Consider the following 24,723-nt stretch of genomic DNA (forward strand, 5'->3'; position numbering starts at 1 on the left):
GTGTCTACTCCCAGGCGAATCCGGCGTCGGGTGCGTCCGCACGCAGCACACTGCCCTCGATGAGTCCGTAAGGACGGTCGGCGGCGTGGAAGACCTCGTTGTCGTTGTCCAGGCCGAACGGCGACAGGTCCACCGCGAAGTGGTGCTTGTTGGGCAGGGCCAGGCGGACCTCGCAGATCCCCTCGCAGGTGGTGATCGCGCGCTCGCCCATGGCGTACAGGGTCTGCTGCAGCGAGCGGCTGTGGGTGTGCGCGAAGGCGTCCAGCAGGGCCTGCCTGACCTGGCCGTACGACGTCGCGTACGAGGGGGTGTCGCCGTCGTGCCGCCACCGGGCGGTGACGGCGGTGGCGAGGACGCGGTCGGTGGTCGGCGGCAGCGTGGTGTACTCGTCGACGGCGTAGCCGTGGAACTCCGAGCCGGTCGTGTTGAGCACCACCAGGTCCTTCAGGCCCGACACGACCGTGGTGCGGCCGTCCTCGTCGTGGTGGACCAGGCAGGTGCGCACCTCGGTGCCGTCGCGGACGAACGAGTGGGGGCCCTGCCGCCGCCAGGCGTACTCCTCGATCTCCACCCTGGCGTGCCTGACGGCCGGCTGGGACGCCACGAAGTGCCTGGCCAGCCGCTGCGCGAACGCCTCGATCTGGCCCACCCCGTGCTTCCTGGCGAAGGCGTAGACGGTGTTCTTCTGCGTGTCGGTGGGCAGCACGGCGGCGTTGTCGCCGGTCAGGTGCACGGCCTCCATGTCACCCGACAGGGACATGCTGACGTTGACGTCCTTGAGGTGGTGGACGGGGCCGTCCCTCACCACGTGGACGAGCCTCGTCTCCGCCTTTCCGTAGCGGTTGGCGCCAAGCTTGACGGCCATCTAACTCCCTCGGTACGTGCTGTAGGCATACGGGCTGAGCAGCAGCGGCACGTGGTGGTGCGCGGCCGGGTCCTTGACGGTGAAGGTGACGACGACCTCGGGGTAGAACGTGTCCTCCAGGTACGACCCGGTGTCGAAGACGATCCGGTGCACCCCGGCGCCCGGGTTCCAGCCCTTGATGCGGCCGTCGTCGTCGGTGCGGCCCTCGGCCAGCACCCGGCCGTCCTGTTCGAGACGTACGCGCAGGCCCGCGGCGGGCCGGCCGGTGACCGCGTCGAGCACATGGGTGGACAGGCTCATGCCCCCTCCTTCATCAGCTTGGCCAGCCGCAGCCGGGCGATCGCGGCCAGCTCGGCGCGGACGACCTCGCGCTCGCGTTCCTCGTCGTTGGCCAGCCGCTCCTCCAGCCTGGCCAGCAGCTGCGCGCCGGTCAGGCCGGTGGCGCAGACCAGGTAGACGTGGCCGAAGCGGCGCTCGTAGGCGCGGTTGGCGTCGGCCAGCGCCGCGCGCATGGCGTCGGGAACGCCCGACTGCTCCTGCCGCGACCAGGACGCCTCCCTCCCCTCCCCCTTCGGCCGCTCGCCGATGCGGGGGTGGGCGCTCAGCGCCCGCAGCACCTCGTCCCAGCCGAGGTCCCGCACGGCCGTGCTCGCGGTGTCCAGCAGCTCGTCGAGGTCCCCGTACGGCCTGCGCCCCGCCACCTCGCCGGCGAAGACCGGGGAGGCGCAGCAGGTGAGCAGGTCGGCCACGGCCTCGGCCCTGGGCCGGGCGTTGAAGCTCGCGAGTCGGTCGGCCATAGCAGAAGTACACACAGCGGTTCCGTGCCCGGTCCATCCGCCAGAACTCCCAACTCACGGCCACGAACCCGGGCACTTTTCGTGTCATGCTCCAATCGCGCGGAGCGCGGTCGTGCGCGGCGGCGCTGATCTGCGGAAGTGTCGGCCGGCGGCCCTAAACTGGGTGCCATCATGACCCCAACATCCCTGATCGGCGGGCACGTGTCCGTCACCGGCGGCCTGGCCAAAGGCGGGCTGTCCTACATGGCCGAGATCGGCGCCGAGATGATCCAGGTGTTCGTCACCAACCCGCGTGGCTGGGCGCTCACCGAGGGCAAGCCCGACCAGGACGCGGCGCTCGCCGCCTCCGGCGTGCCCACGTTCATCCACCTGCCCTATCTCGTCAACTTCGGCTCGCCCAGCCCCGAGACGCTGGCCAACTCCGTCGCGATCGTGCGCCACACGTTGCGGCGCGGGGTCGAGACCGGCGCGCGCGGCGTGGTCGTGCACACCGGCTCGGCGGTCACGCAGTCGCGCGACGACGCGATGCGCCAGCTCCATGAGCATCTTCTGCCGCTGCTCGACGAGATCCCCGAGGGCGGGCCCGACCTGCTGCTCGAGCCGATGGCCGGCCAGGGCGCCATGTTGTGCGCCACGGTCCAGGACCTCGAGCCCTATCTCGCCACCCTCGACTGGCATCCCCGGGCCGGAATCTGCCTCGACACCTGCCACGCCTTCGCCGCCGGACACGACCTCGCCGCCGAGGGCGGGGTGCAGGAGACGTTCGACGCGCTCCACGCGATCGCGCCCGGCCGGCTCAAGCTCGTCCACGCCAACGACTCGAAGGACGTGTGCGGCTCGAAGAAGGACCGCCACGAGAACATCGGCGCCGGCCACATCGGCACCCAGCCCTTCGCCGACCTGATGCGCCACCCGGCGGTCGCCGGCGTCCCGATCTGCATCGAGACTCCAGGCAAGGCCCCGAAACACGCCGAGGACATCGCCCTGCTGAAGAAACTCCGCGACGGCTGACCTCTTCTGCCGGAGCTCGGAGGGCACGAGCGGCCGGAGGGCGCGACGCCGCAGAAGAGGCCGCCCGTCGCCCGGGTCGGCCGCTGTCCGGCGTGCGGCGGTGGGAAGGCCCGGGAGTGTGAGGGGCCGTCTCAGGGTGTGGGGTGGTGTAACGGGATGAGGCGCCCGGGAGAGCGGTGGCCGTGACAGGGGCGCCCGTTCGCGCGATGCGGCCGCCCCCGCGTGCCGGATCGCGGGGCCCAGAATCGCGGCCACGCGGGCGCCCCTTCACGGATCGGCGTGTCGGGCCCTACCCCCCGGTCAAGGGCCCGGCCGCCGCGGCGACCTGCGCGTCGCCGGTGAAGCCGGCGCATCGAGCCTGTCGTGAGCCCCCCGGCTCGTCCCTCCCGATGCGCCGGGATGGCTTCCGATGCCGAAACACTACGGTTGCGATCTTGTGGGGGATACCCTGTTCACGTACAGCTCGTTGAGCGGTCTGTAGTCATCGCCATACGGAGAGTGGCCAGACGACCAGCGGTCATCCGGGCGCGACGAACGGTAGCAAGGGGGGCCCGCAAGTCACCCGGGGAGATGCATCCTGACAATCGCCCAGCCCGCCCCCCGCGCGGCCGACCCATGGTGACCAGGGAAATCATTACCATCACCGCGCAGGCTTCGCACGCCGCAACGCCCACGGGACACGATGCGGGCACCCCCGGCTTCACGCCCGCCCGCTCCCCCGAAACGACCGCCCCCATCACACCCCACCGGCGATCACGCCCACCGCGACCGCTCCGCCCGCCGCGTCGACGGGCCCCTTACGGCAGCGAGCCGCGGTGGTGGCGGACGAGCTGGTCGCGAACCTGGCGGCTGTGACGTCTGCTGACCTGGAGGGTCTCGGTGCCCACGGTGAGCGTCACCCGGCCGCCCTCGAAGCGCAGCTCGCTGACGTGCCGCCCCGAGACGAGCGTGCTGCGGTGGATGCGGATGAACCCGGCGTCCGACCAGCGCCGCTCCAGAGCGGCCAGCGACATGCGGACGAGGTAGCTGCCGTCGACGGTGTGCAGGCGTACGTAGTCGCCCTTGGCCTCGGCGAACCAGACCGCCTGCTGCGGCACGAACCGGGTGCGCCCGCCCAGCTCGACCGGGATCACGTCGTCCTGCCCCGGCTCGGGCGCGGGACAGGTGGCCGCCTCCAGCCGCCGCACGGCCTCGGACAGGCGCTCGGCCCTGACCGGTTTGAGGAGGTAGTCGACGGCCTCCAGCTCGAACGCCTGCACCGCGCACTCCTCGTGGGCGGTGACGAAGACCAGCCGGGGCGGGCTGGGGAAGCCGCCGACCAGCCGGGCGAGGTCGAGCCCGTCGAGGCCGGGCATCCGGATGTCGAGGAACACCCCGTCGAGCCGCTCACCGCCGCCGATCATCTGCACCATGTCCTGCAACGCCGTGACGCCGTCGGCCGCCGTCGTGACGTGCTCGATGCGGTCGTCCTGGCGCAACAGGTAGGCGAGCTCCTCCAGAGCAGGCACTTCATCGTCGACGGCCAGCACTCTCAGCATGTCCACCACGCTGTCGTATGAAAGCAGAGGTCACAAGAGACACGTCAGCATAGCGTAATCATTCGACCACAGAAAGAGACTTGGGGACCCGCAGCCGCACCTTCGTGCCCGCTCCCAGCGCGGTCTCGACGACCAGCCCGTAGCCGTCGCCGTAGATCTGCCGCATGCGCAGGTCCACGTTGGCCAGCCCGATGCCGCTGCCCTCGCGGGCCGGGTCCTCGTCCAGCATGCGGCGGGCGCACTCGGGGTCCATGCCGGCGCCGTCGTCCTCGACCGTGATGTGCGCCTCGGGGCCGGCGTCGCGCACCACCACCCGCACCTCGCCGGGGCCGCCGCGGCCGCGCATGCCGTGCTTGATGGCGTTCTCGACCAGCGGCTGCAGGCACAGGAACGGCACCGGCACCGGCAGCACCTCGGGCGCGACCTGCATGCTGAAGCGCAGCTTGTCGCCGAAGCGGGCGCGCTCCAGCAGCAGGTAGCGGTCGACGCAGGTCAGCTCGTCGGCCAGGGTGGTGAAGTCGTGGGCGCGGCGCAGCGCGTAACGGGAGAAGTCGGCGAAGTCGAGCAGCAGCTCGCGGGCCCGCCGCGGGTTCGTCCGCACGAACGAGGCGATCGTGGTGAGCGCGTTGTAGACGAAGTGCGGCGAGATCTGGGCGCGCAGGGCCCGCATCTCGGCCTCCATCGCGCGCTGCCGTGAGGCGGCCAGCTCGGCGAGCTCCAGCTGGCCGGACACCCACCCGGCGACCTCGGTGACGGTACGCACGAGCGCCGCGCTGACCTCGTCGTCGAAGGCGGCCAGCGTGCCGACGACCGTGCCGTCCACGGTCAGCGGCACCACGACCGCCGCGTACGGCTCGTCGGGGAAGACCTGGGCCCGTCCGGCGGCCAGCGCGGCCGTGGCGTGGCCGAGCACGCGGCCGGCGCCCGGCCCTTCGACGGCCAGCACGGCGTCCGCCGAGGTGAGGGCGACGGCCCTGGTGCCGAGGAGGGTGTGCAGGTGGCGTACGGCCTTGCCGGCGGAGTCGCGGTCGAGCCCCGCGCGCAGGGCGGGGGCGGCCATCGCGGCGACGTGCAGCGTGGCGAACGTCGCCGCGTCCGTCCTGCGCGGCGGCGCCTGGCGGCGGCGGGCGAACGCGTGGCCCAGGAGGAAGGACAGGCAGGCCAGCGCCACGCACCCGGTGGTCAGCATGCGGGAAACCGTAGCCGCAAACGCACGGTGCACGGGGGCGAACGGAGGGTGAAGTCAGTCGGGGCCTTCGCCGGGTTCTTCCTGATAGGAGTAGCGCTGCTCACGCCACGGGTCGGCGACGTTGTGGTAGCCGCGCTCCTCCCAGAATCCGCGGCGGTCCTCCAGCAGGTATTCGATGCCGCGCACCCATTTGACGCTCTTCCACGCGTACAGGTGGGGCACCACGATGCGTACGGGGAAGCCGCGGTCGGCGCTGAGCGGCTTCTCCTCGAACTCCAGGGCGAACAGCGTGCCCGGCGCGGCGAAGTCGGACATGCGCAGGTTGGCGCTGTAGCCGTACTCGGCCCAGATCATCACGTGGCGGACGCCGGGGTCGGGCGGGGCGGCCGCCATGATCGTGGCCGGGGTGACGCCGCGCCATTCGTTGGCCATGAGCGAGAACTTGGTGACGCAGTGGAAGTCCTCGACCCGCGTGTCACGGGGCAGCCGCTCGAACTCCGGCCAGGTGAAGCAGTGCTCCTCGCCCGACGCGGTCGCGCCGAACACCCGGAAGTCCCAGCTCTCCGGTTTGAACGCGGGCACGCGGCCGTAGTGGATCACGGGCCTGCCGCGTGGGACGTACTGGCCTGGAGGCAGGCGCGACTCCTCCACGAACACTCCCTTCACCGCTCTCGCGTCTCGTGGCCATCCTGCCATCGGCCGTCGCGTGCCTCGGCAGCGGGTGCGGTGCGCTATCGTTTAGGGCTATGCGCGCAGCGTTCCTGTTTTGGTATGGCGACGGACCCGAGTCCGTTCGCCATCTGACGCTGCACTAGCAGACAGGCGAACGAAAGGCCCCGGGTCCTCAAGGACCCGGGGCCTTTCGTGTTTTCCGGAGAAGGAGAGCGGCAACATGGTGATCGTGATGGGCCCTGAGGCCACCGCGGACGATCTCGCGGCGATCGTGTCGGTCGTCGAGGCGGCCGGGGTGGAGGCGTTCGTCAGCAAGGGCGTGCGCAGGACGATCGTCGGCCTGGTGGGCGACGTGACGCAGCTCGACGCCGCCGCCCTGCGCGGCATGGGCGGGGTGCGGGACGTCATGCGGGTCTCGACGCCGTACAAGCTGGTCAGCAGGGAGAATCATCCGGAACGTTCCACCGTGCACGTGGGCGGCGTGCCCATCGGCCCCGACACCGTGACGCTGATCGCGGGGCCGTGCGCGGTGGAGACGCACCGGCAGACGCTCGACGCGGCGCGGATGGCGCAGGCGGCCGGCGCGGTGCTGCTGCGCGGCGGCGCGTTCAAGCCGCGCACCTCCCCGTACGCCTTCCAGGGCCTCGGCGAGAAGGGCCTGCGCATCCTGGCGGACGTGCGGGAGGAGACGGGGCTGCCGATCGTCACGGAGGTCGTGGACGTCCGCGACGTCGAGCTGGTGGCCTCCTACGCCGACATGCTGCAGGTCGGCACCCGCAACATGCAGAACTTCGCGCTGCTGCAGGCGGTCGGCGCCACCGGGCGGCCGGTGATGCTCAAGCGTGGCATGACGGCCACCATCGAGGAGTGGCTGATGGCCGCCGAGTACATCGCGCAGCGCGGCAACCTCGACATCGTGCTGTGCGAGCGGGGCGTCAGGACGTTCGAGACGGCCACCCGCAACACGCTCGACGTCTCGGCGGTGCCGGTGGCGCAGCGGCTGTCGCACCTGCCGGTCATCGTCGACCCGTCGCACTCGGGCGGGCGGCGCGACCTGGTGCTGCCGCTGACCAGGGCGGCCGTCGCCGTGGGCGCGGACGGCGTGATCATCGACGTGCATCCGCAGCCCGAGCAGGCGCTCTGCGACGGCCCGCAGGCGCTCGTGGACACCGACCTGGGCGAGCTCGCGCAGATCATGACGGACTTCCCGCCGCTGCTCGGCAGGACGGCCGCCGCCACCGCCACCCCGGTCACCGCCTGACGTTCACCGCCTGACGGTCACCGCCTGACGGTCACTGGCGCCACCTCCGCCCAGCCATCGCCTGACGCCAGGCAGGGCAACGGCCACCGCCTGACGCCTCGCCGAAGCGATCCCCGGCCCCGCCGCCGCGGGGTCCGGGGAGCGGCTCACAGGCATGTGCTCCTGAATCTCAGAGCGTGTACTCCTGGATGGAGTCGGCGAGCTGGACGCACAGCTCCTCGGCGTCGAGCCGCTTCTCGATCTGCTTGAGGTCCTCGATCTTGGCCCGCGTCTCGGCCCGCTTGGGCGCGAGCAGCGAGCAGCAGTCCTCGTCGGGCAGCTCGGAGATCTCGAGCGTGCCGATGCGCCGGGCCTCGGCCATGATCTCCGTCTTGTCCCACCCGACGAGGGGCCGCAGGATCGGCAGGTCGACGGCGTTGTCCTGGGCGGTGATGTTGGCCAGCGTCTGGGACGACACCTGGCCGAGCGCGTCGCCGGTGATCAGCGCGGAGGCGCGGATGCGGTGGGCGACCTCTTCGGCGGTCTTGAGCATGAGCCGCCGCTGCGCGATCACGGCCAGGCGGTCCTGGCCGGAGGTGCGGATCGACTGCTGCGCCTTGCCGAACGGCACCACCCACAGGCGCGACTTGCCCTGGAACCGGTCGAGCTTCTTGACCAGCGCGTACGCCTTGTAGATCGACTCGGAGGTGGTGAAGGGGATGCCGGAGAAGTGCAGGAAGTCGACGTGGAGCCCGCGCCGCATCATGCGGTAGGCGGCCACCGGCGAGTCGATGCCGCCCGACATGAGCACGAGCGCCCGCCCGCTGCTGCCGACGGGCAGGCCGCCCTGGCCGGGGATGCCGCCGGTGAAGACGAACACCTCGTCCCTGTCGACCTCGATGAAGATGGTCAGCTCGGGGTTCTTGAGGTCGACGGGCAGGTTGTACTCGTCGTTGATGGCGCCGCCGACGAACCGGTCGAGCTCGTTGGAGCTGAGCGGGAAGCGCTTGTCGCGGCGGCGGGAGCGGACCGCGAAGGGGGCGCCGCGCTTGGCCGCCTCGCTCTCGCCGGCCAGCTCGAGACCGGCCTTGAGCACGGTGTCGGGGTCTTTGGCGACCCGCCAGGCGCGGTGGATCCAGACCAGTCCTGGCACGTCGGCGACCCGCTCCGCGACGGCGTCGGCCTGCTCGGCGGTGGCGCCCTTGGGCAGGAAGATCGCGACCACGCCGTGCCGCCTGCGGACGTCGACCTGGATGCCGACGCTCTGGAGCGCGTCACGGATGTTGCCGATGAGGCGGCGTTCGAACAGCTCGCGATTCTTGCCCTTGAGGACGATCTCGCCCAGCTTGAGCAGAACGCACGGCTCGCCCAGGGCGGACATCGTCATGGTGGAACCTCCGGGGAAGATGGGGAACGCGGCCGTTGATGGCAACGTCGCGACCCATCGAGTTTAGTCCGCGCCGCGCCCTCCTCACCGTCCTCACTCCGCCCTCACTCTGCCCTCACTCTGCCCTCACTCTGCGCGGCACACGCACCCCGGAGAGTTATGAGGATGTCTCATGTTTCCGACAGTGCGATTTGACAGATAGTTGCAATATCCATGCGAATGGGACATCCGGGATGGCAAAATCCGGGAACCCCTAAATCGCAAGGACCGATAGATGACCTCCGCTGTGGATCACTTCACCTACGGACTGCTCACACCGCTGCTCGCCTACGTCATGTCCTGCATGGGCTCGATGCTCGGGCTGCGGCTGACCGCGCAGGCGCACGCTTCGCGCGGCGGAGCACGCGTGCGCTGGCTGCTGGGCGCGGCCGTCTCCATCGGCGGCACGGGTATCTGGGTCATGCACTTCATCGCCATGATGGGCTTCCAGGTGGAGGGCACCCAGATCAAGTACGACGTCTGGCTGACCGCGGCCTCCGCCCTGGTCGCCATCGTGGTCGTCGGCACCGGCCTGTTCCTCGTCTCCTACGGCGGCGGCCGGTGGCCTGCGCTGCTGGGCGGCGGCCTGCTCACGGGGCTCGGCGTGGCCTCCATGCACTACCTCGGCATGTACGCGATGAAGATGTCCGCCCACGTCTCCTACGACCGCGTGCTCGTCGGCGTCTCCGTCGCGATCGCGGTGGTGGCGGCCACGGTCGCGCTCTGGTTCACCACCCGGGTCAGGAAGCCCATCTGGATCACCGGCGCCGCGCTCGTCATGGGCCTCGCGGTGGCCGGCATGCACTACACCGGCATGTACGCCATGCACGTCACGGTCGACCCGGTGATCGGCGACGTCGCCGGCGCCGACGCGCTGGACTTCCTCGTCCCGCTCATGACCGTCATCAGCCTGATCACCCTGACCATGCTCCTCATGGTGATCCTGTCCCCGTCGGAGGAGGAGCTCACCGAGGACGCCGAGCTGCTCGCCAAGCTGGAGCTGCGCCGGCGCAACTCCGAGCAACAGCAGCAGCTGGCCGCCTACCCGGCGCCGCTGGCCGCTCCCGTGCCCGGCCGGCCGCAGCCGATGCAGGGCCGACAGCAGCCGATGCAGCCGATGCCGCCCACGCAGCCGGCCCAACCGCAGCCGGTCCAGCCGCAGCCGGCCCCGTCGCCCCGCCAGCAGCCCGCGCGATCCAGGGGCAGGCGCCGCTAGGAAGAAACGCAGGAGGCGTGAGCAGGCGCGGCTGAAGGCCGTGCCTGCTGATACTTGCGCGAAGAGCTGAGCCCCACTCATACTCCCCTCATCGATGCGGTAAGGGGATGGGTGGGGCATGTCGCCGATCGAGCATTTCTCGCACGGGCTGCTGACGCCCCTGCTCGCGTACGCCGTCTCCAGCGTGGGCTCGATGCTGGGGCTGCTGCTGACCGCGCGGGCCCGGCTCACCGGCGGCCGTGAGGCCAAGTACTGGCTGGCCGGCGCGGCCGTCGCGATCGGCGGCACCGGCATCTGGACCATGCACTTCGTCGCCATGCTGGGCTTCTCCGTGCCCGGCTCGGTGATCCGCTACGACGTGCCGCTCACCGTGGCGTCGGCGCTGCTCGCGATCGTCGTCGTGGGCGCCGGCCTGTTCCTCGCCTCGCACGGCGGCGAGCGGCCGAGCCGCCTGATCGCGGGCGGCGTGCTGACCGGCGCAGGCGTGGCCGGCATGCACTACCTGGGCATGGCCGCGATGAACATGTCAGGCCACGTCTCCTACGACCCGCCCGTCGTCGCGCTGTCGGTGCTCATCGCGGTGGCAGCGGCGACGGCCGCGCTGTGGTTCGCGCTGCGGGTGACCGGCGCGCTGAAGATCGGCGGTGCCGCGCTCGTCATGGGCATCGCGGTGGCCGGCATGCACTACACCGGCATGGCGTCGATGTCGGTGCGGACCCACTCGGACATGGTGCCGGTGGCCGGCGCTCAGGGCATCGACTTCCTGCTGCCGCTCATCGTCGGCATCAGCCTGGTCACGGTGGGGCTCCTGCTCGCCGTCGTCCTGTCGCCGTCGGAGAAGGAGCTGCGCAGCGAGGCGGAGTTCAAGGAGCGGCTGCGCCGCGGAAACGCCGAGGGCGCGCCGGAGGTGGATCTCTTCGGCACGCCCCGCGGTTGAGCTATGTCATGGGTACGGCTTGCGGCGCACAGGTGGGCCGCCGACGTGACGCGGCGCAAGCCGTACCCCGAGGGGGTTGTAGCGGATAACCCCGCTGCTCTCGACGGTACGGCCGCCCGCTTGCAACCGGCTTACAGTCAGCCGAAGAACACCTCGGCCTCGGAGTAGCGCTCGACCGGCACCGTCTTCAGCTCGGCCGTGGCCTCGTCGAGCCCGACGCGGACGATGTCGGTGCCGCGCAGCGCGACCATCTTGCCGAAGTCGCCCTCGTGGGCCGCGTCGATGGCCTGCAGCCCGAACCTGGTGGCCAGCACCCGGTCGTAGGCCGTCGGGGTGCCGCCGCGCTGGATGTGGCCGAGCACGGTGGTGCGGGCCTCCTTGCCGGTGCGCTTCTCGATCTCCTTGGCCAGCACCTCGCCGATGCCGCCCAGCCGGACGTGCCCGAACGCGTCGAGCGTGCCCGCCTGCAGCTCCATCTGCCCCTCGACGGGGTGTGCGCCCTCGGCGACCACGATGATCGGCGAGTAGCGGGTGCGGAAGCGGGACTCGACGTATTCGCAGACCCGGTCGATGTCGAACGGCTTCTCCGGGATGAGGATGACGTTGGCGCCGCCCGCCATGCCCGCGTGCAGCGCGATCCAGCCGGCGTGGCGGCCCATGACCTCGCAGATGAGCGCCCTGTGGTGGGACTCGGCGGTGGTGTGCAGCCGGTCGATGGCCTCCGTCGCGATGTTGACGGCGGTGTCGAAGCCGAAGGTGTAGTCGGTGCCGGACAGGTCGTTGTCGATGGTCTTGGGCACGCCCACCACGTGGACGTCACGGTCGTAGAGCTGCTTGGCGACGCCAAGGGTGTCCTCGCCGCCGATGGCGATCAGCGCGTCGACGCCGGTCGCGGCGAGATTCTCCTTGATCCGGTCGACACCGCCCTCGATCTTGATCGGATTGGTGCGGGAAGAGCCCAGAATGGTGCCGCCGCGCGGCAGGATGCCGCGTACGGCTTGAATGTCGAGTGGCATCGTGTCGCCTTCCAGGGGGCCGCGCCAGCCGTCACGGAAGCCGACGAACTCGTGCCCGTAGACGCTCACCCCCTTACGCACCACTGCCCTGATGACGGCGTTGAGCCCGGGGCAGTCGCCGCCTCCGGTGAGCACTCCAATACGCATGGCGGGTTCCTCCCGATAGGGGTCACGAACCAGACCTGATGTCAGACTCGCATTGTGCCCGGCATCACACGCAGTGGTCTAGACCAAACGCGAGGCTGCGGAATTAAACCTGGGCGCCCGGTCGTGTCGTGATCGTTAGAGGAGGAATGTCCGTGACCGTGTTGGCCATCGACGCCGGGACGACGGGGGTGACGGCGCTCGTCGTCACGGAGGACGGAAGCGTCGCGAGCAAGGGGTACGAGGAGTTCGCCCAGCACTTCCCCGAGCCGGGCCAGGTCGAGCACAACCCCGAGGACATCTGGCAGGCCACGCTGTCGGCCTGCGCCGCCGCGCTGCGCGGCACCTCGCTGCGGCCGTCCTGCGTCGGCATCACCAACCAGCGTGAGACCGCCGTGCTGTGGGACCGCCACACGCTGGCCGCGCCGCGCCGCGCCATCGTCTGGCAGGACCGCCGCACCGCGGGGCTGTGCGGGCGGCTGCGCGACGCCGGGCACGAGCCGCGGGTGAGCGAGCTGACCGGGTTGCGGCTCGACCCCTACTTCACCGCCACCAAGCTCACCTGGCTGGCCGAGCACGACCCCGGGGTGTGGGCGGGCGTCACGTCGGGGGCCGTCGCCGTGGGGACGGTGGACTCGTACCTCATCGCCCGGCTGACGGCGGGCGCGCGGCACGTCACCGACCCGTCCAACGCCTCGCGCACCCTCCTGTACGGGCTCGCGTCCGGCGGGTGGGAGCCGGAGCTGTGCGAGCTGTTCGGCGTGCCCGAGCCGGCGCTGCCGGAGATCGTGCCCAACTTCGGGCCGCTCGGCCGGACCGACCCGTCCTCCTTCCTCGGGCTCGACCTGCCGATCAGCGGGGTCGCCGGTGACCAGCAGGCGGCGCTGTTCGGGCAGACGTGCTTCGACGTGGGCGACGTGAAGTGCACCTACGGCACCGGCTCGTTCGTGCTGGCGAACCTCGGCGAGAAGATCGCCAGGCCGGAGAACGGGCTGCTGACCACGGTGGCCTGGCAGACGCCCGCCGGTGAGCGCACGTTCGCGCTGGAGGGGTCGATCTTCGTCACCGGCGCGGCGGTGCAGTGGCTGCGCGACGGGCTGGGGCTGATCGGGTCGGCGCCGGAGTCGGAGGCGCTGGCGCGTACGGTGGCCGACAGCGGCGGGGTGGTGTTCGTGCCCGCGCTGACCGGGCTCGGCGCGCCGCACTGGGAGCCCGAGGCGCGCGGGCTGATCACCGGCATCACGCGCGGCACGACCCGGGCGCACCTGGTCAGGGCGACGCTGGAGGCCATCGCGTTCGAGGTGCGCGACGTGGTCGAGTCGATGACGGCCGGGTCGGTGCAGGTGCTCAAGGCCGACGGCGGGGCCAGCGCCAACGACCTGCTCATGCAGGTCCAGGCCGACCAGCTCGGCACCGCCGTCGAGCGCCCCGCGATCCAGGAGACCACGGCGCTGGGCGCGGCCTTCCTGGCCGGCCTGGGGGCGGGCGTGTGGGGCTCGCAGGCCGAGCTGCGCGAGACCTGGCGCCTCGACCGCCGCTTCGAGCCCGGCGAGCGCGACGATGCCGCCTACGCCCGCTGGCAGGCCGCGGTGACCCTGACCCGCACCGCCGCCCACCCCACCTGACCCACCCCCTCCGAGCACCCGGCAGAGATGGGGCTGGGGCTCGCGGGGCAGCCTGCGCAGGCGTGGCCCACCCCACCCCCTGACAAAGAGCCCTGCCGGGGCCCGGGGGGCGCGCTCGCGGGATCAGGTCATGCCGACGGGCCACCCGGGGGTGTGGGATCAGGGTTTGGCGGCGGGGCCCTGGGCGAAGCGGGTGAGGAGGTTCAAGGTGGCGCGGCGGGTGAAGGCGGCGGCGGAGTCGGTGACGCCGTGGCCGCAGCGCTTGCCGCGCAGCCCGCACACCCACCGCATCGTGCCCGAGGCGAACACCCCGGCCCCGCTCGGCGCCGTGTAGTAGGTGCTGTGCGTGACGCTGCGCCGCCCGCCGCACGAGAACGGCGACTCGGCCAGCACCTGCACCCCGTCGGGCGAGCCGCGCGACACCCGGTCGGTCTCCACGCCGACGAGCCCGGGGAAGCTGCGCCCCTTGGTCCCGGCGAAGATCCAGTGGTCGGGCCTGCTGACCCGGTAGACGCCCTCGGCGGGGAAGCAGTCGTACATCTGCCCCACCAGCGCGCTCTCCGGCCGGGTGTCGCGCCAGAGCCGGCAGTCGCGCTCCTTGTCACAGGCGACCGTCCTGCCGTGCACGGCGATGCGCCAGTAGACGGCGTTCGCGCCGAGGAAGGCGAGGTTGGTGCCGCTGTCCCTGGCCCGGGTGACGACCTGGCGCATGCCGGGCGACCAGTACTCGTCGTGGCCGAGCGAGATCACCGCGCGGGCGCCGTCGAGCGCGCCGGGGACGAGGTCGAGGTTCGTCAGGTACGCCAGCGGCACGCCGCTCTGCTCGGCCACCGCCAGCGCCTCACTCTCGAAGTCGAGGAAGAGGCGGGCGCCACTGTGGTCGTACGGCCGGTCGAAGGTGACGGCGCGGGAGCGGTCCGCGTACCCGCCGGGGCCCTGGTAGAGGCTGCGCCCGCCCCACAGGTTGTACGCCTGCCAGGTGGTGACCGCGTTCACCAGGACGACGCGGCCGGCGGTGGAGGCCGAGCGCACGGTGACGGGCACGTAGCGCTGGGCGCCGGTGGAGGCGTCGAGCCTGATGAGGTACGAGCCTTCGGGCCAGCCGCCGGTGTCCACGGTCAGCGACGGCGTCCAGTGGGCGGCGGTGACGGTGCCGTCCACGACCTTGGCGGGCGTCTGGCGCACCCCCTTGACCGGGTCGGACTCCCACACCTTCGCCGGGTTGGCTCCCATGCGGAAGGCGCGGGCGGTGAAGCGCGGCGCGGTCGTGGAGACGTGCAGCCGCAGCCGCTCGCCGGGCAGCACGCTCACCCGGTCGGCGTACCCCTCGATCTCGTGCTCGGCGCCCTGCTTGTGGATCCGCCAGGACTCCTGCACGTCCGCCCCCACGATCGGAGCGGGCGGCGCGACGGGTCGCGGCGCGGCCGGAGGAGGCTCGCCGCAGCCGGCGGCGAGCAGGAGGACGACGAGGAGCACCTTGCGCACGCGCCCATGGTCGGCGTGGCGTGCCTCCTCCGGCCGCGACTTGGCGAAGTCCTTACATGACCAGGACGCAGGCCGGGCTGTCCACCTCGTACGCCACCCCGTCCGGCGCGGGCACCCCGTCGCGCAGGGTGAAGCGAGTGACCGTGTTCGCGTACTGGTTGGCCACGTACATGTGCTCGCCGTCGATGGCGAAGTGCCGGGGCCAGTCGCCGCCGGTCGGCACCTCGGCCACGTGGGACAGGTCGCCGGCGCGCAGCACCGAGACGGTGTTGGGGCCGCGGTTGGCGACGTAGACGAAGTCGCCGTCGAGCTGGAGGTGGGAGGGCGCGTTGGCCCCCTCCTGCCGGGAGGCGGGCACGCTGGTGCGGCGCTCGCCGTCGATGAGCGTGACGGTGCCGTCGAGCTCGCCCGCGACGTAGAGGCGGTCGCCGGCGAACGCGAAGTGGCGCGGGCCCGTGCCGGGGCTCAGCGTGATCGGCTCCAGCCGGGTGCCGTCGGGGCGGTAGCGGCGGATCTCGTCGGTGCCGAGGTCGGAGACGTGCAGCAGGCCGTCGTGGAAGACGCACTGGTGGGCGTGCGGGCCCTCCTGGCGCTCCGCGTGGGGCCCCGAGCCCTCGTTGCGCAGCACGAGCGGCTCGCCCGTGAAGGCGCCGCGCTCGTCCAGGTGGTACACGACCGCCGTGCCGTCGCCGTAGTTGGCGGCCGCGAGCAGCGTGCCGGTGGGGTCGACGGCGACGTGGCAGGGGCTGTGGCCCTCGCTCGGGCGCTCGTCGAAGGGAGTCAGCTCGCTGGTGACCTCGAAGGCGGTGAGCCAGCCGCGTTCGAGCTCGCCCGCGGCGTACAGCACCGGGAGCGTGGGGTGGGCGGCGAGGAAGGACGGCGCCGTCACCCGCGCGAGGCCGTGCTCCTTTCCGTCATCGATCGTGACGATGCCCGGGCCGTATCCGCCTATGCGCAGGTGCTTCACAGCGGGGATCCTCCTATGGTTGACTGAAGCAATGAGTTCGTTGACAGAAGCAAGGGTTACTGAGATCAGGGCCTTCAACCGGTTCTATACGAAGATGATCGGCGTGCTCCAGGCGGGTATGCACGACTCGCCGTACTCACTGACCGAGGCACGCGTGCTGTTCGAGCTGGCGCAGACCGACCGGGTCGAGACCGGGGAGCTGCGCGGCCTGCTCGGCCTCGACGCCGGCTACCTCAGCCGCATCCTGACCCGCTTCGAGAACGACGGGCTCGTGGAGCGCGAGCGCTCGGCCTCCGACGCGCGCAAGCAGCTCGTCCGGCTCACCCCCGGCGGGGCCGAGGTCTTCGCGGCGCTCGACCGGCGCTCGGGCGAGGAGATCGCGCAGCTGCTCGGCGAGCTGGCCGAGGAGGACCAGGCGCGGCTGGTCGGCGGCATGGCGGCGATCAGGCAGGTGCTCGACGGGGCGCGCGAGCCCCGCTCGTACGTGATCAGGCCCCCGCGCACCGGCGACCTCGGCTGGGTCGCCTACCGGCACGGCGTGCTCTACAGCGCCGAGTACGGCTGGGGCACCGCGTTCGAGCAGCTCGTCGCCGGCATCGTGGCCGGTTTCGACCCCGCCCGCGACGCCGGGTGGATCGCCGAGGTGAACGGCGAGCGGGCCGGCTGCGTCTTCTGCATGCGGCAGGACGACGAGACGGCGAAGCTGCGGCTGCTGCTGGTCGAGCCGTCCGCGCGCGGCCTCGGCATCGGGCGGCGGCTGGTCGAGGAGTGCGTACGGCACGCCCGCGACGAGGGCTGCCGGCGCGTCACGCTGTGGACCCGCGACTGCCTGACCAGCGCGCGGCGCATCTACCGGGCGGCCGGGTTCGAGCTGGAGTCGGCGGAGAAGGGCTCGGAGAACGGGGTCGAGCTGGTCGAGGAGATGTGGTCCCTCGACCTCGCCTGAGCGCTCAGGGACGGAAGGGGCCCGTCACCTCGAAGGTGTGGCCCTCGGTGCGGCCGCGCCTGGCCGAGAAGTAGAGGCGCTCTCCGCTGGGCGAGAACGCGAGCCCGGTCAGCTCGGCCCCGTGGTGGCCCTCCAGGCGCAGGAACGGGGTGACCGCCCGGTCGGGCGCGATCACGTCGATCTCGGCGCGCTCTCTGGCGACGTAGAGGTCACCGGAGGGCGCGGCGGTGATGGCCCGCACGCCCTCGCACAGCCGGTCGAGCGTGGCGGTCTGCGCGTCGTACGCCCACAGCCCGGTGTCGCCCTTCGTCGTGAAATAACACACCCCGCCGGCGTAGTGGCAGCCGTCGCCGCCGTCGAAGTGGCGGGCGCCCTCGACCTGGTGGCGGGCCTCCTTGAGCAGCGCGGCCGGCGACGGCACCGCCTGCCAGCGGCCCGACGAGCACAGCACCTCGAGCGTGCCCTCCGTCAGGTCGCCCCAGTCGCCCGGCCTGAACCGGTAGAAGCAGCCGTCGGGCTCGTCCTCGGTCATGTAGATGACCCGCCGCTCCGGGTCGCAGGCGGCGGCCTCGTGCTTGAAGCGGCCCATCGCCAGCCGGGGACGCGCGGCGCGGGCGCCGTAGGGGTCGCACTCGAAGACGCGGCCGCGGTGGCCGAGCTCGCACGACAGCCACGTGTGCCACGGCGTGGCGCCGCCCGCGCAGTTGAGGTCGGTGCCCGACAGGATGCGATAGGCGTCGCCGATGCTGCCATCGGCCCTGAACCGCAGCGCCGACGCGCCGCCGAGCAGGGGCAGCTCGGAGTTGGAGACGTAGATCCAGCCGGCGCCGTCGGGGAAACAGGCGCCGCCGTCGGGGGCTGCGTGCCAGGTCAGGCCGGCGACCTTGTGACCGCTGCGGGCCACCACCCGGCCGGCGAACCCAGGGGGCAGCGCCAGGCCGTCGGGGCCCGGAAGTCCGAGCGGACCGTACGGGCTGATGCCGCCCGGCAAGAGCGGGCCCGTGCGGAGGAGAGTCTTGTGCGACATCGTGGGGCCTCCCTCTAGGTGCCACGCTAGTCGACCGCACCGACATGAATGACAGGGACTCGCGAAACCAAACTCTCCGCAAACCTCGCCACCGCCCCCGGCACGGACGGCCCCGGGCACACGAAAGCCCGGGCCGTACGCCCGGGCTCTCCTTCGTCGCGCACCCTCGGATCAGCGCTGTGCCTGGAACATCCAGTGCTGCTTGTCGACCTCCTGCGCCACGGCGATGAGCAGGTCCTGGCTGACCGGGTCGGCCTCCTCGGTGGCCGCGATGCGCTCGTACATGCGCTTGCTGATGCCGCCCAGGATGTCGGTCATGGTCGCCACGACCTTGCCGTCCTCCTGCCAGCCGCCGTCCGGCTGCTGGAGCTTGGTCTCGCGGGAGACGGTCGCGGCGCGGCCGTCCGGGTTGGCGCCCAGGGCCACCACGCGCTCGGCGATGGTGTCCATGTGGGTCCTGGCGAGGTCGGTGACCTCGTCGAGCTGCAGATGGATGGGGCGGAAGTGGGAGCCGATGAGGTTCCAGTGGGACTGCTTGGCGACCAGGGACAGATCGATGAGATCGACCAGGGCGCCCTGGAGGGCCTCGACGACGGTGTTCTTGGCGTCGCCCGAGAGTGGTCCGGTGATTGTAGCCATGCGTACTTTCCTCCCCGCCGGTCGGCTTTTACACATTTAGAACGGTTTTCGGCCTGCGGTTCTTCCGCCACACGAGCACGTTGACACTGTAACAATGACAGTGTCATTGTGGAGGTATGAGCGAGACCTGGACGATCGGCGAGCTGGCCGAGCACGCGGCCCGCGCGCTGCGCGACGGCGCGGCGGCCGCCGGTCACTCCGCGAACGGACGGGTCCGTGATGTGCCAGGGGAGCGGCTGATCAGGTGGTACACGACGATCGGGCTGCTCGACCCGCCGCTCACCCGGCGCGGCAGGATCGCCCGCTACGGCCGCCGCCACCTCCTGCAGCTCGTGGCGGTCAAGCGCATGCAGGCCGCCGGCCACTCGATCGCCGAGATCCAGACCGCCCTGACCGGCGCCACCGACCACACCCTGGAGCAGGCGTCCGGCCTGAACGGGTCGCTCCCCCGCCCCGGCCCCGCCCCGGCCGCCGCAGGGGGCGGGGAGCGGGCGCGCTTCTGGGCTGAGCGGCCGGGTAGCCCACCGGAGGTGTCCGCCGCCGGCGCTGCTGAGCCTGGGCCGGCGGCCGGGGTCGTCACGGGGGTCAGGCTGGGCGATGGGGTGCGGTTGGTGCTCGACGGAAGACGGGCGCTGTCGGATGAGGACGTTCAGGCGGTGCTGGCGGCGGCCGGGCCGCTGCTCGCGGTGCTCGAAGAGAGGAAGCTGACATGAAGATCACTTCGCTGGAGCCCGCGCGGTGCCTGCCGGTGCCGGACGCCGGGTTCGGCGCGCTGCTGACCGAGCGCGGCAACCTGCCGCTGGAGAGCGTGGACGTGACCGCCGCCATCTCGGGCCTGATCGCCGGGGTCGAGGTCACGCAGGGGTTCACCAACCCGTACGACGTGACGCTGGAGGCCACCTACGTCTTCCCGCTGCCTGACAGGGCGGCGGTGACCGGCTTCCGCATGGAGGCCGACGACCGGGTCGTCGAGGGCGTGCTCAAGGAGCGCGGCCAGGCCAGGGCCGACTACGACCGGGCGCTGCGCGAGGGCAGGCGGGCGGCGATCGCCGAGGAGGACCGGCCCGACGTGTTCACGATCAGGGTGGGCAACATCCTGCCCGGCGAGCGCGTCTCGGTGCGCCTGAGCATGAGCCAGCCGCTGCCGTACGAGGACGGCGCCGCCACGTTCAGGTTCCCGCTGGTCGTGGCGCCGCGCTACATCCCCGGCCGCCCGATCGACGGCCCGCCGGCCGGAGACGGCGTGGCGCCCGACACCGACGCCGTGCCCGACGCCTCCAGGATCAGCCCGCCGGTGCTGCTGCCCGGCTTCCCCAACCCCGTACGCCTGTCGCTGACGGCCACCGTGGACGCGGCCGGGCTGGAGCTGCGCGAGCTCGCCTCCAGCCTGCACGTGGTCGAGGAGGAGGGCGGCACGGTACGCCTGCGCCCCGGCGAGCGGCTGGACCGCGACTTCGTGCTGCGGCTGACGTTCGCCGCTTCCACAGCTCTCCAGTTGGACGGGCCGGCGGGCGGGCAGGCGGACGGGCAGGCGGGCGGCAAGGGCACGTTCGCGCTGACCGTGCTGCCGCCGCCGCTGGAGGGCGCCCGCACGCCGCGCGACCTGGTGCTGCTGCTCGACCGCTCGGGCAGCATGGGCGGCTGGAAGATGGTCTGCGCCCGCCGGGCCGCCGCGCGCATCGTCGACACGCTGACCTCGCACGACAGGTTCGCGGTGCTGACGTTCGACTCGGTGGTGGAGGAGGCGTTCGAGGGGCTGGCAGAGGCGTCCGACCGCAACCGCTACCGCGCGGTCGAGCACCTCGCGAGGGTCGACGCCCGGGGCGGCACCGAGCTGCTGGAGCCGCTGCGCCGGGCCGTCGCGCTGCTCGACGGCCGCACGGAGGGCCGCGAGCGGGTCGTCGTGCTCGTCACCGACGGCCAGGTCGGCAACGAGGACCAGATCCTGGAGCAGGCGGGCGGCGCGCTGTCGGCCATGCGGGTGCACGCGGTGGGCATCGACAGGGCGGTGAACGCCGGGTTCCTCGGCCGTCTCGCGGGGCTCGGCGCGGGCCGGTGCGAGCTGGTCGAGTCGGAGGACCGGCTGGACGCGGCCATGGAGCACATCCACCGCAGGATCGGCGCTCCCCTGGTCACCGACCTGGCGCTCAAGGGCCTGGAGGTCGAGCCGGAGACCGTCACCCACCTGGGGTCGATCTTCCCGGGGGTGCCGCTGCGCGCGTACGGGCGCTGTCGCGAGGGCTCGTCGGTGACCGTGCGGGGGCTGACCGCGCGGGGGCCGTGGGAGGAGCGCGTGGACGGCGTCACGGTGGACAATCCGGCCATCACGGCCGTGTGGGCCCGCGCTCACCTGCGCGAGCTGGAGGACCGGTACGCCATGGGCGAGCACGACCTGGAGGAGCGCATCGTGCGCACCTCGCTGGAGTACGGCGTGCTCTGCCGGTTCACCGCGTACGTGGCGGTGGACACCCGGCAGGTCGCCGGCGAGGGGCCGCAGCATCGCGTCATCCAGCCGGTCGAGCCGCCGAGCGGGTGGGAGCCGCCGCAGTCGCCCGGGATGGGCGCCTTCGGGGCGAACGTCATGCTGGCCGCCGCGCCGGCGAGCCCGGCCAGGATGCGGACGCCGCAGCCCGGGCTGAGCAGCGCGGGCGGGATGGAGATGGAGCGGGGCTTCCTCACCGGAGGGCCGCAGGACGGCGGCGCCCTGCCTCCCTCGCCGGCGCCCATGCCGATGACTCCCGGCGGGCCGCGCCGGGGTCGCGGCCGGGCGGCCGGCGGGCGTCTGGAGTCGGTACGCCCCCAGCTCGTGGCCGAGCTCGACCGCCTCAGGGCCCTGCCCGCACCCGACCTGCTCTACCTGGCCGACCTGGGCACCCGGCTGGCGGCGCTGGCGGCGTACCTCGGGGGGAACGAGCAACTGGAACGCCTGGCGGCCGAGCTGGCGGCGGCCGAGCGTCCTGGCGCGGACGCCCACGCCCTGCACGCCCGCGCCGTCGAGGTCCTCACGGCCCTGACCGGCCCCACTCCCCCGCCACCGGCGGGAGACCCACGCTCGGCGGGCGACCCGAGACCGGCGGGCGACCCAGGAACTCCGGGCGCCCCCGGCGACGGAGGCAGGCGCGGCCCCTTCTGGAAGCGCACCTGACGGACGCCGCGGCCCATGCCCGTCGCGACGGGCATGGGCCGCGGCTGCGTACGCTGAACGGGTGACGACACTTGTCCTGGACGGAGGGCTGGCGACCCAGCTCGAGAGCCTCGGCGCCGACCTGCGCGACGAGTTGTGGTCGGCGCGGCTGCTGCTGGAGGAGCCCGAGCTGATCAGGCGCGCGCACGCGTGCTACTTCGCGGCCGGCGCCGACGTGGCGACCACGGCCAGCTACCAGGCGACGCTGCCGGGGTTCGAGCGGCGCGGGCTCGGCGCCGGCGAGGCGGAGCGGCTGCTGCGGCTGTCGGTGAAGCTCGCGGCGCAGGCCCGCGACGAGCACGGGCGCGGCCTGGTGGCGGCCTCGGTGGGCCCGTACGGCGCCTATCTGGCCAACGGCGCCGAGTACACCGGCGACTACGACCTCGACGAGGACGGCCTGTACGCCTGGCACCGCCCCCGCTGGGAGATCCTCGCGGCGGCCGGGGCCGACCTGCTGGCCTGCGAGACCATCCCCTCCTATCCGGAGGCGCGGGCGCTGGCCCGGCTGCTGGCAGGCACGCCCGAGGTGAAGGCGTGGGTGGCCTTCTCGTGCCGCGACGGCGAGCGGCTGAGCGACGGCACGCCCATCGCGCAGGCGGCGGCCGTGTTCGGCGGCAACCCGCAGGTGGTGGCCGTGGGGGCGAACTGCACGGCGCCGCGCCACATCCCCGGCCTGATCGGCTGCCTGTCGGGCGGGCTGCCCGTGGTCGTCTACCCGAACTCGGGCGAGACGTGGGACGCCGGGCTGCGCCGCTGGACGGGCCTGGCGGACCCGGTGGAGTTCGGCCAGGCGGCCAAGGAGTGGCAACAGGCGGGCGCGTCGTTGATCGGCGGCTGCTGCCGCACGACGCCGGAGTACGTCAGGCAGATCCGCGCCCACCTGTCCTGAGCCACGATCCTTACGGGTCAGGCGACGGCCGGGGCGGTGCGGCGGCGGCGCAGGAGCACGTTGTCGAGGGCGAACGCTCCCCCGCCGGTGAAGCCGACCGCCAGGCTGGCCGCGGCCAGCGCCAGCACGAACTCGTAGCCGCCCTCACCGGCCAGCCCGTTGGAGCCGTGCACGAAGACGATGGCGCCGAGCATGTCGAGGGCCAGCAGCGACCCGGCGACGGGCAGCGCGACGCCGAGGATCAGCGCCAGCCCGCCGAGCACCTCCAGCGCGGCCACGGCGGGCGCGGCGACGCCGGCCAGCGGGATGCCCACCGACTCGAAGAACTTGGTCGTGCCCTCGATGCCCATGGTCGCGAACTTCTGATAGCCGTGCACCAGGAAGATCACCCCGACGGCGACCCTGGCGAGCAGCAGGACGACGGGGCGCCCCTGATCCACCATGCGTGCTCCTTCATGTTCAGATTTGAACGACAACTCTAGCAGTGATGGTTCAAATTCGAACGACAGTACACTGAGTCGGTGACGGACCCCCGATGGCTGGACTCGACCGAGATGGCCGCATGGCGCGCCTTCCTGGCCACCTCCCACCTGCTTGAGCGGCGCATCGAAGAACAGCTCAAAGCCTCCGCCGGGCTCACCCACCCGCAGTACGAGATCCTGGTGCGGCTCTCCGCCGCCCCCGGCCGCAGGCTGCGCATGACCGAGCTGGCCAGGGGGGTGGTGGTGTCGAAGAGCGCGCTGACGTACCAGGTGACCCAGCTGGAGAAGGCGGGGCTGGTCGAGCGGGAGACGTGCCCGTCGGACGACCGGGGTGTGCTGGCCGTGCTGACCGAGGCGGGCGTGCGCTGCCTGGAGCGGGTGGCGCCCGGTCACCTGGAGGTGGTGCGGGCGTACCTCATCGACCGGCTCAGCAGGGAGGAGCTGCAGGCGATGACGAGCGCCATGCGCAGGGCGGAGGAGGCCTTACGCTCCTCCGCGTGAGCGGCCCCCCTAGCTTTCGCCCACAGCTCTGGCCCGCAACTCTGCCCCGCAGCTCTGGCCTTCAGCTCTTGGCGGCCGCCGCGCGGGCCGCGCGCTCCATCTCGACGCGGGCGCTCGCGGCGTACTTGTCGACGTATTCCTGGCCCGACAGCTCCATGAGCGCGTACATGATCTCGTCGGTGACCGCGCGCAGCACCAGCCGGTCGTCCTCCATGCCGTAGTAGCGGGAGAAGTCGAGCGGCTTGCCGAACTTCACGCCGGGACGGATGCCCAGCTTGGGCAGCGGGCGCCCGGGTGGCATCATCTCGTAGGTGTTGATCATCGCCCACGGGATCACCGGCACCCGCGACTCGAGCGCGAGCCGCGCCACACCGGTCTTGCCCTTGTAGAGGCGGCCGTCGGGCGAGCGGGTGCCCTCGGGGTAGATGCCGAGGATGTTGCCCTCGCGCAGGATGCGCAGCCCGGTGCGCAGCGCGGCCTCACTGGCCTTGCCGCCCGAGCGGTCGATGGGCACGGTGCCGACGCCGCTGAAGAACAGCCGGGTGAAGAAGCCCTTGACGCCGCGGCCGGTGAAGTAGTCGGCCTTGCCGAGTGAGATGACCTTGCGGCGGATCTGCAGCGGGCCGAAGAAGTGGTCGGCGAAGGACAGGTGGTTGCCGGCGAGGATCGCGGGCCCCTGCTTGGGCACGTTTTCCGCGCCCTCGGTCCAGGGCCGGAACACGAGGTGGAGAAACGGCCCCAAGATGGCCTTGACCACCCAGTAGAACACCTGGCACCTCTTCCCTGCTCACGTCGTCGAGATCGGCAGAGTCATCTTCCCACCTCGCGGGCCCTGCTCCTACCTCACCTCTCGCACAATTACCCAAGAACGTGCGACGATCGGGCCGTTCCGACAGAAATTGCCGGAATGAAACAGCACGGAGGAGC

At 72.0% G+C, this 24,723-nt stretch carries 24 protein-coding genes; 10 read left to right on the top strand and 14 right to left on the bottom strand.

Going from position 1 to position 24,723, the window contains the following annotated elements; genetic code table 11:
• Positions 1-4: 4 nt before the first annotated feature.
• Genes pucL through uraD form a run of 3 tightly spaced genes read right to left on the bottom strand, consistent with a single transcriptional unit; the run spans position 5 to position 1,662 of the window.
• Complete coding sequence (gene pucL / locus ACFFR3_RS15100) at positions 5-865, bottom strand: factor-independent urate hydroxylase (RefSeq protein WP_364384952.1); 861 nt, start codon at positions 863-865, stop codon at positions 5-7.
• Positions 866-1,165, bottom strand: coding sequence for a hydroxyisourate hydrolase (uraH, locus tag ACFFR3_RS15105; protein WP_345409676.1), 300 nt, complete (start codon positions 1,163-1,165; stop codon positions 866-868). It abuts the gene before it with no gap.
• On the bottom strand, positions 1,162-1,662 hold the full coding sequence (uraD, locus tag ACFFR3_RS15110; RefSeq protein WP_364384956.1) for a 2-oxo-4-hydroxy-4-carboxy-5-ureidoimidazoline decarboxylase: 501 nt from the start codon (positions 1,660-1,662) through the stop codon (positions 1,162-1,164). The genes uraH and uraD overlap by 4 nt, the downstream gene beginning before the upstream one ends.
• Before the next feature lie 171 nt (positions 1,663-1,833).
• Between uraD and ACFFR3_RS15115 the strand changes: the two genes are divergently transcribed.
• The gene (locus ACFFR3_RS15115) at positions 1,834-2,673 is read left to right on the top strand and encodes a deoxyribonuclease IV (RefSeq protein ID WP_345401156.1); all 840 of its coding nucleotides are present in this window, start codon (positions 1,834-1,836) and stop codon (positions 2,671-2,673) included.
• 797 nt (positions 2,674-3,470) lie between these two features.
• On the opposite strand, the gene ACFFR3_RS15120 is transcribed toward ACFFR3_RS15115, so the two are convergent.
• The 3 genes from ACFFR3_RS15120 to ACFFR3_RS15130 are packed head-to-tail and all read right to left on the bottom strand — an operon-like array spanning position 3,471 to position 6,051.
• Positions 3,471-4,211 carry a LytR/AlgR family response regulator transcription factor gene (locus tag ACFFR3_RS15120; RefSeq protein WP_345401153.1) on the bottom strand — a complete coding sequence of 247 codons (741 nt, stop codon included), beginning with the start codon at positions 4,209-4,211 and terminating at the stop codon, positions 3,471-3,473.
• A 58-nt stretch (positions 4,212-4,269) separates the two neighbouring features.
• Positions 4,270-5,400 (bottom strand): sensor histidine kinase, encoded by a 1,131-nt coding sequence (locus ACFFR3_RS15125; RefSeq protein WP_345401150.1) that lies wholly within the window; start codon positions 5,398-5,400, stop codon positions 4,270-4,272.
• Between the two features lie 54 nt (positions 5,401-5,454).
• Positions 5,455-6,051, bottom strand: coding sequence for a molybdopterin-dependent oxidoreductase (locus ACFFR3_RS15130; protein WP_345401147.1), 597 nt, complete (start codon positions 6,049-6,051; stop codon positions 5,455-5,457).
• 241 nt (positions 6,052-6,292) lie between these two features.
• Here ACFFR3_RS15130 and aroF point away from each other — a divergent pair, with 241 nt between their 5' ends.
• On the top strand, positions 6,293-7,333 hold the full coding sequence (aroF, locus tag ACFFR3_RS15135; RefSeq protein ID WP_379483296.1) for a 3-deoxy-7-phosphoheptulonate synthase: 1,041 nt from the start codon (positions 6,293-6,295) through the stop codon (positions 7,331-7,333).
• A 169-nt stretch (positions 7,334-7,502) separates the two neighbouring features.
• Here aroF and thiI read toward each other — a convergent pair whose 3' ends face one another.
• A complete protein-coding gene (thiI, locus tag ACFFR3_RS15140; RefSeq protein WP_345401144.1) occupies positions 7,503-8,699 on the bottom strand; it encodes a tRNA uracil 4-sulfurtransferase ThiI in 1,197 nt (398 codons plus the stop codon).
• Between the two features lie 274 nt (positions 8,700-8,973).
• Between thiI and ACFFR3_RS15145 the strand changes: the two genes are divergently transcribed.
• Positions 8,974-9,954: an MHYT domain-containing protein gene (locus ACFFR3_RS15145; RefSeq protein WP_345401141.1), complete on the top strand. Its 981-nt coding sequence runs from the start codon at positions 8,974-8,976 to the stop codon at positions 9,952-9,954.
• 118 nt (positions 9,955-10,072) lie between these two features.
• The gene (locus ACFFR3_RS15150) at positions 10,073-10,891 is read left to right on the top strand and encodes an MHYT domain-containing protein (RefSeq protein WP_345401138.1); all 819 of its coding nucleotides are present in this window, start codon (positions 10,073-10,075) and stop codon (positions 10,889-10,891) included.
• Positions 10,892-11,028: 137 nt separating this feature from the next.
• Here the strand turns inward: ACFFR3_RS15150 and ACFFR3_RS15155 are convergent, their stop codons facing one another.
• A complete protein-coding gene (locus tag ACFFR3_RS15155; protein ID WP_364384969.1) occupies positions 11,029-12,054 on the bottom strand; it encodes a 6-phosphofructokinase in 1,026 nt (341 codons plus the stop codon).
• Between the two features lie 152 nt (positions 12,055-12,206).
• Between ACFFR3_RS15155 and ACFFR3_RS15160 the strand changes: the two genes are divergently transcribed.
• Positions 12,207-13,676: an FGGY family carbohydrate kinase gene (locus tag ACFFR3_RS15160; protein ID WP_379483297.1), complete on the top strand. Its 1,470-nt coding sequence runs from the start codon at positions 12,207-12,209 to the stop codon at positions 13,674-13,676.
• A 159-nt stretch (positions 13,677-13,835) separates the two neighbouring features.
• Here ACFFR3_RS15160 and ACFFR3_RS15165 read toward each other — a convergent pair whose 3' ends face one another.
• Positions 13,836-15,161, bottom strand: coding sequence for a N,N-dimethylformamidase beta subunit family domain-containing protein (locus ACFFR3_RS15165; RefSeq protein ID WP_379483298.1), 1,326 nt, complete (start codon positions 15,159-15,161; stop codon positions 13,836-13,838).
• A gap of 52 nt (positions 15,162-15,213) precedes the next feature.
• A complete protein-coding gene (locus ACFFR3_RS15170; RefSeq protein WP_345401131.1) occupies positions 15,214-16,128 on the bottom strand; it encodes a lactonase family protein in 915 nt (304 codons plus the stop codon).
• Positions 16,129-16,222: 94 nt separating this feature from the next.
• Here ACFFR3_RS15170 and ACFFR3_RS15175 point away from each other — a divergent pair, with 94 nt between their 5' ends.
• Positions 16,223-17,074, top strand: a complete 852-nt coding sequence (locus ACFFR3_RS15175; RefSeq protein WP_379483299.1) for a bifunctional helix-turn-helix transcriptional regulator/GNAT family N-acetyltransferase — start codon at positions 16,223-16,225, stop codon at positions 17,072-17,074.
• A gap of 4 nt (positions 17,075-17,078) precedes the next feature.
• Here ACFFR3_RS15175 and ACFFR3_RS15180 read toward each other — a convergent pair whose 3' ends face one another.
• The gene (locus ACFFR3_RS15180; RefSeq protein WP_364384984.1) at positions 17,079-18,101 is read right to left on the bottom strand and encodes an alkaline phosphatase PhoX; all 1,023 of its coding nucleotides are present in this window, start codon (positions 18,099-18,101) and stop codon (positions 17,079-17,081) included.
• Positions 18,102-18,272: 171 nt separating this feature from the next.
• Positions 18,273-18,740 carry a Dps family protein gene (locus tag ACFFR3_RS15185; protein WP_345401122.1) on the bottom strand — a complete coding sequence of 156 codons (468 nt, stop codon included), beginning with the start codon at positions 18,738-18,740 and terminating at the stop codon, positions 18,273-18,275.
• 116 nt (positions 18,741-18,856) lie between these two features.
• On the opposite strand from ACFFR3_RS15185, the gene ACFFR3_RS15190 reads away from it, so the two are divergent.
• The 3 genes from ACFFR3_RS15190 (at position 18,857) to mmuM (ending at position 22,813) form a co-directional block, all read left to right on the top strand.
• Positions 18,857-19,453 carry a helix-turn-helix domain-containing protein gene (locus ACFFR3_RS15190; RefSeq protein ID WP_345401119.1) on the top strand — a complete coding sequence of 199 codons (597 nt, stop codon included), beginning with the start codon at positions 18,857-18,859 and terminating at the stop codon, positions 19,451-19,453.
• Positions 19,450-21,885: a VIT domain-containing protein gene (locus tag ACFFR3_RS15195; protein ID WP_379483300.1), complete on the top strand. Its 2,436-nt coding sequence runs from the start codon at positions 19,450-19,452 to the stop codon at positions 21,883-21,885. Before ACFFR3_RS15190 ends, ACFFR3_RS15195 begins: the two co-directional genes overlap by 4 nt.
• Before the next feature lie 61 nt (positions 21,886-21,946).
• Positions 21,947-22,813 (top strand): homocysteine S-methyltransferase, encoded by an 867-nt coding sequence (gene mmuM / locus ACFFR3_RS15200; RefSeq protein ID WP_364373885.1) that lies wholly within the window; start codon positions 21,947-21,949, stop codon positions 22,811-22,813.
• 17 nt (positions 22,814-22,830) lie between these two features.
• Here mmuM and ACFFR3_RS15205 read toward each other — a convergent pair whose 3' ends face one another.
• On the bottom strand, positions 22,831-23,256 hold the full coding sequence (locus ACFFR3_RS15205; RefSeq protein ID WP_345401110.1) for a DoxX family protein: 426 nt from the start codon (positions 23,254-23,256) through the stop codon (positions 22,831-22,833).
• A 78-nt stretch (positions 23,257-23,334) separates the two neighbouring features.
• Between ACFFR3_RS15205 and ACFFR3_RS15210 the strand changes: the two genes are divergently transcribed.
• The gene (locus ACFFR3_RS15210) at positions 23,335-23,796 is read left to right on the top strand and encodes a MarR family winged helix-turn-helix transcriptional regulator (RefSeq protein ID WP_345401107.1); all 462 of its coding nucleotides are present in this window, start codon (positions 23,335-23,337) and stop codon (positions 23,794-23,796) included.
• A gap of 61 nt (positions 23,797-23,857) precedes the next feature.
• Here ACFFR3_RS15210 and ACFFR3_RS15215 read toward each other — a convergent pair whose 3' ends face one another.
• Entirely contained in the window at positions 23,858-24,565 is a 708-nt protein-coding gene (locus ACFFR3_RS15215; RefSeq protein ID WP_345401104.1) for a lysophospholipid acyltransferase family protein, read from the bottom strand.
• Positions 24,566-24,723: the final 158 nt, after the last annotated feature.

This window comes from Nonomuraea salmonea (genome assembly GCF_042428605.1).
In the GTDB taxonomy this organism is placed as follows: domain Bacteria; phylum Actinomycetota; class Actinomycetes; order Streptosporangiales; family Streptosporangiaceae; genus Nonomuraea; species Nonomuraea salmonea.

Excerpts from the sequence above, each read along its gene's own strand:
- thiI (WP_345401144.1), bottom strand. The coding sequence starts at position 8,699 with ATGACGATGTCCGCCCTGGGCGAGCCGTGCGTTCTGCTCAAGCTGGGC.
- ACFFR3_RS15155 (WP_364384969.1), bottom strand. The coding sequence starts at position 12,054 with ATGCGTATTGGAGTGCTCACCGGAGGCGGCGACTGCCCCGGGCTCAAC.
- pucL (WP_364384952.1), bottom strand. The coding sequence starts at position 865 with ATGGCCGTCAAGCTTGGCGCCAACCGCTACGGAAAGGCGGAGACGAGG.
- ACFFR3_RS15185 (WP_345401122.1), bottom strand. The coding sequence starts at position 18,740 with ATGGCTACAATCACCGGACCACTCTCGGGCGACGCCAAGAACACCGTC.
- ACFFR3_RS15125 (WP_345401150.1), bottom strand. The coding sequence starts at position 5,400 with ATGCTGACCACCGGGTGCGTGGCGCTGGCCTGCCTGTCCTTCCTCCTG.
- ACFFR3_RS15145 (WP_345401141.1), top strand. The coding sequence starts at position 8,974 with ATGACCTCCGCTGTGGATCACTTCACCTACGGACTGCTCACACCGCTG.
- uraD (WP_364384956.1), bottom strand. The coding sequence starts at position 1,662 with ATGGCCGACCGACTCGCGAGCTTCAACGCCCGGCCCAGGGCCGAGGCC.
- ACFFR3_RS15120 (WP_345401153.1), bottom strand. The coding sequence starts at position 4,211 with ATGCTGAGAGTGCTGGCCGTCGACGATGAAGTGCCTGCTCTGGAGGAG.
- ACFFR3_RS15195 (WP_379483300.1), top strand. The coding sequence starts at position 19,450 with ATGAAGATCACTTCGCTGGAGCCCGCGCGGTGCCTGCCGGTGCCGGAC.
- ACFFR3_RS15180 (WP_364384984.1), bottom strand. The coding sequence starts at position 18,101 with ATGTCGCACAAGACTCTCCTCCGCACGGGCCCGCTCTTGCCGGGCGGC.
- aroF (WP_379483296.1), top strand. The coding sequence starts at position 6,293 with ATGGTGATCGTGATGGGCCCTGAGGCCACCGCGGACGATCTCGCGGCG.
- ACFFR3_RS15205 (WP_345401110.1), bottom strand. The coding sequence starts at position 23,256 with ATGGTGGATCAGGGGCGCCCCGTCGTCCTGCTGCTCGCCAGGGTCGCC.
- ACFFR3_RS15150 (WP_345401138.1), top strand. The coding sequence starts at position 10,073 with ATGTCGCCGATCGAGCATTTCTCGCACGGGCTGCTGACGCCCCTGCTC.
- uraH (WP_345409676.1), bottom strand. The coding sequence starts at position 1,165 with ATGAGCCTGTCCACCCATGTGCTCGACGCGGTCACCGGCCGGCCCGCC.
- ACFFR3_RS15190 (WP_345401119.1), top strand. The coding sequence starts at position 18,857 with ATGAGCGAGACCTGGACGATCGGCGAGCTGGCCGAGCACGCGGCCCGC.
- ACFFR3_RS15115 (WP_345401156.1), top strand. The coding sequence starts at position 1,834 with ATGACCCCAACATCCCTGATCGGCGGGCACGTGTCCGTCACCGGCGGC.
- ACFFR3_RS15175 (WP_379483299.1), top strand. The coding sequence starts at position 16,223 with ATGATCGGCGTGCTCCAGGCGGGTATGCACGACTCGCCGTACTCACTG.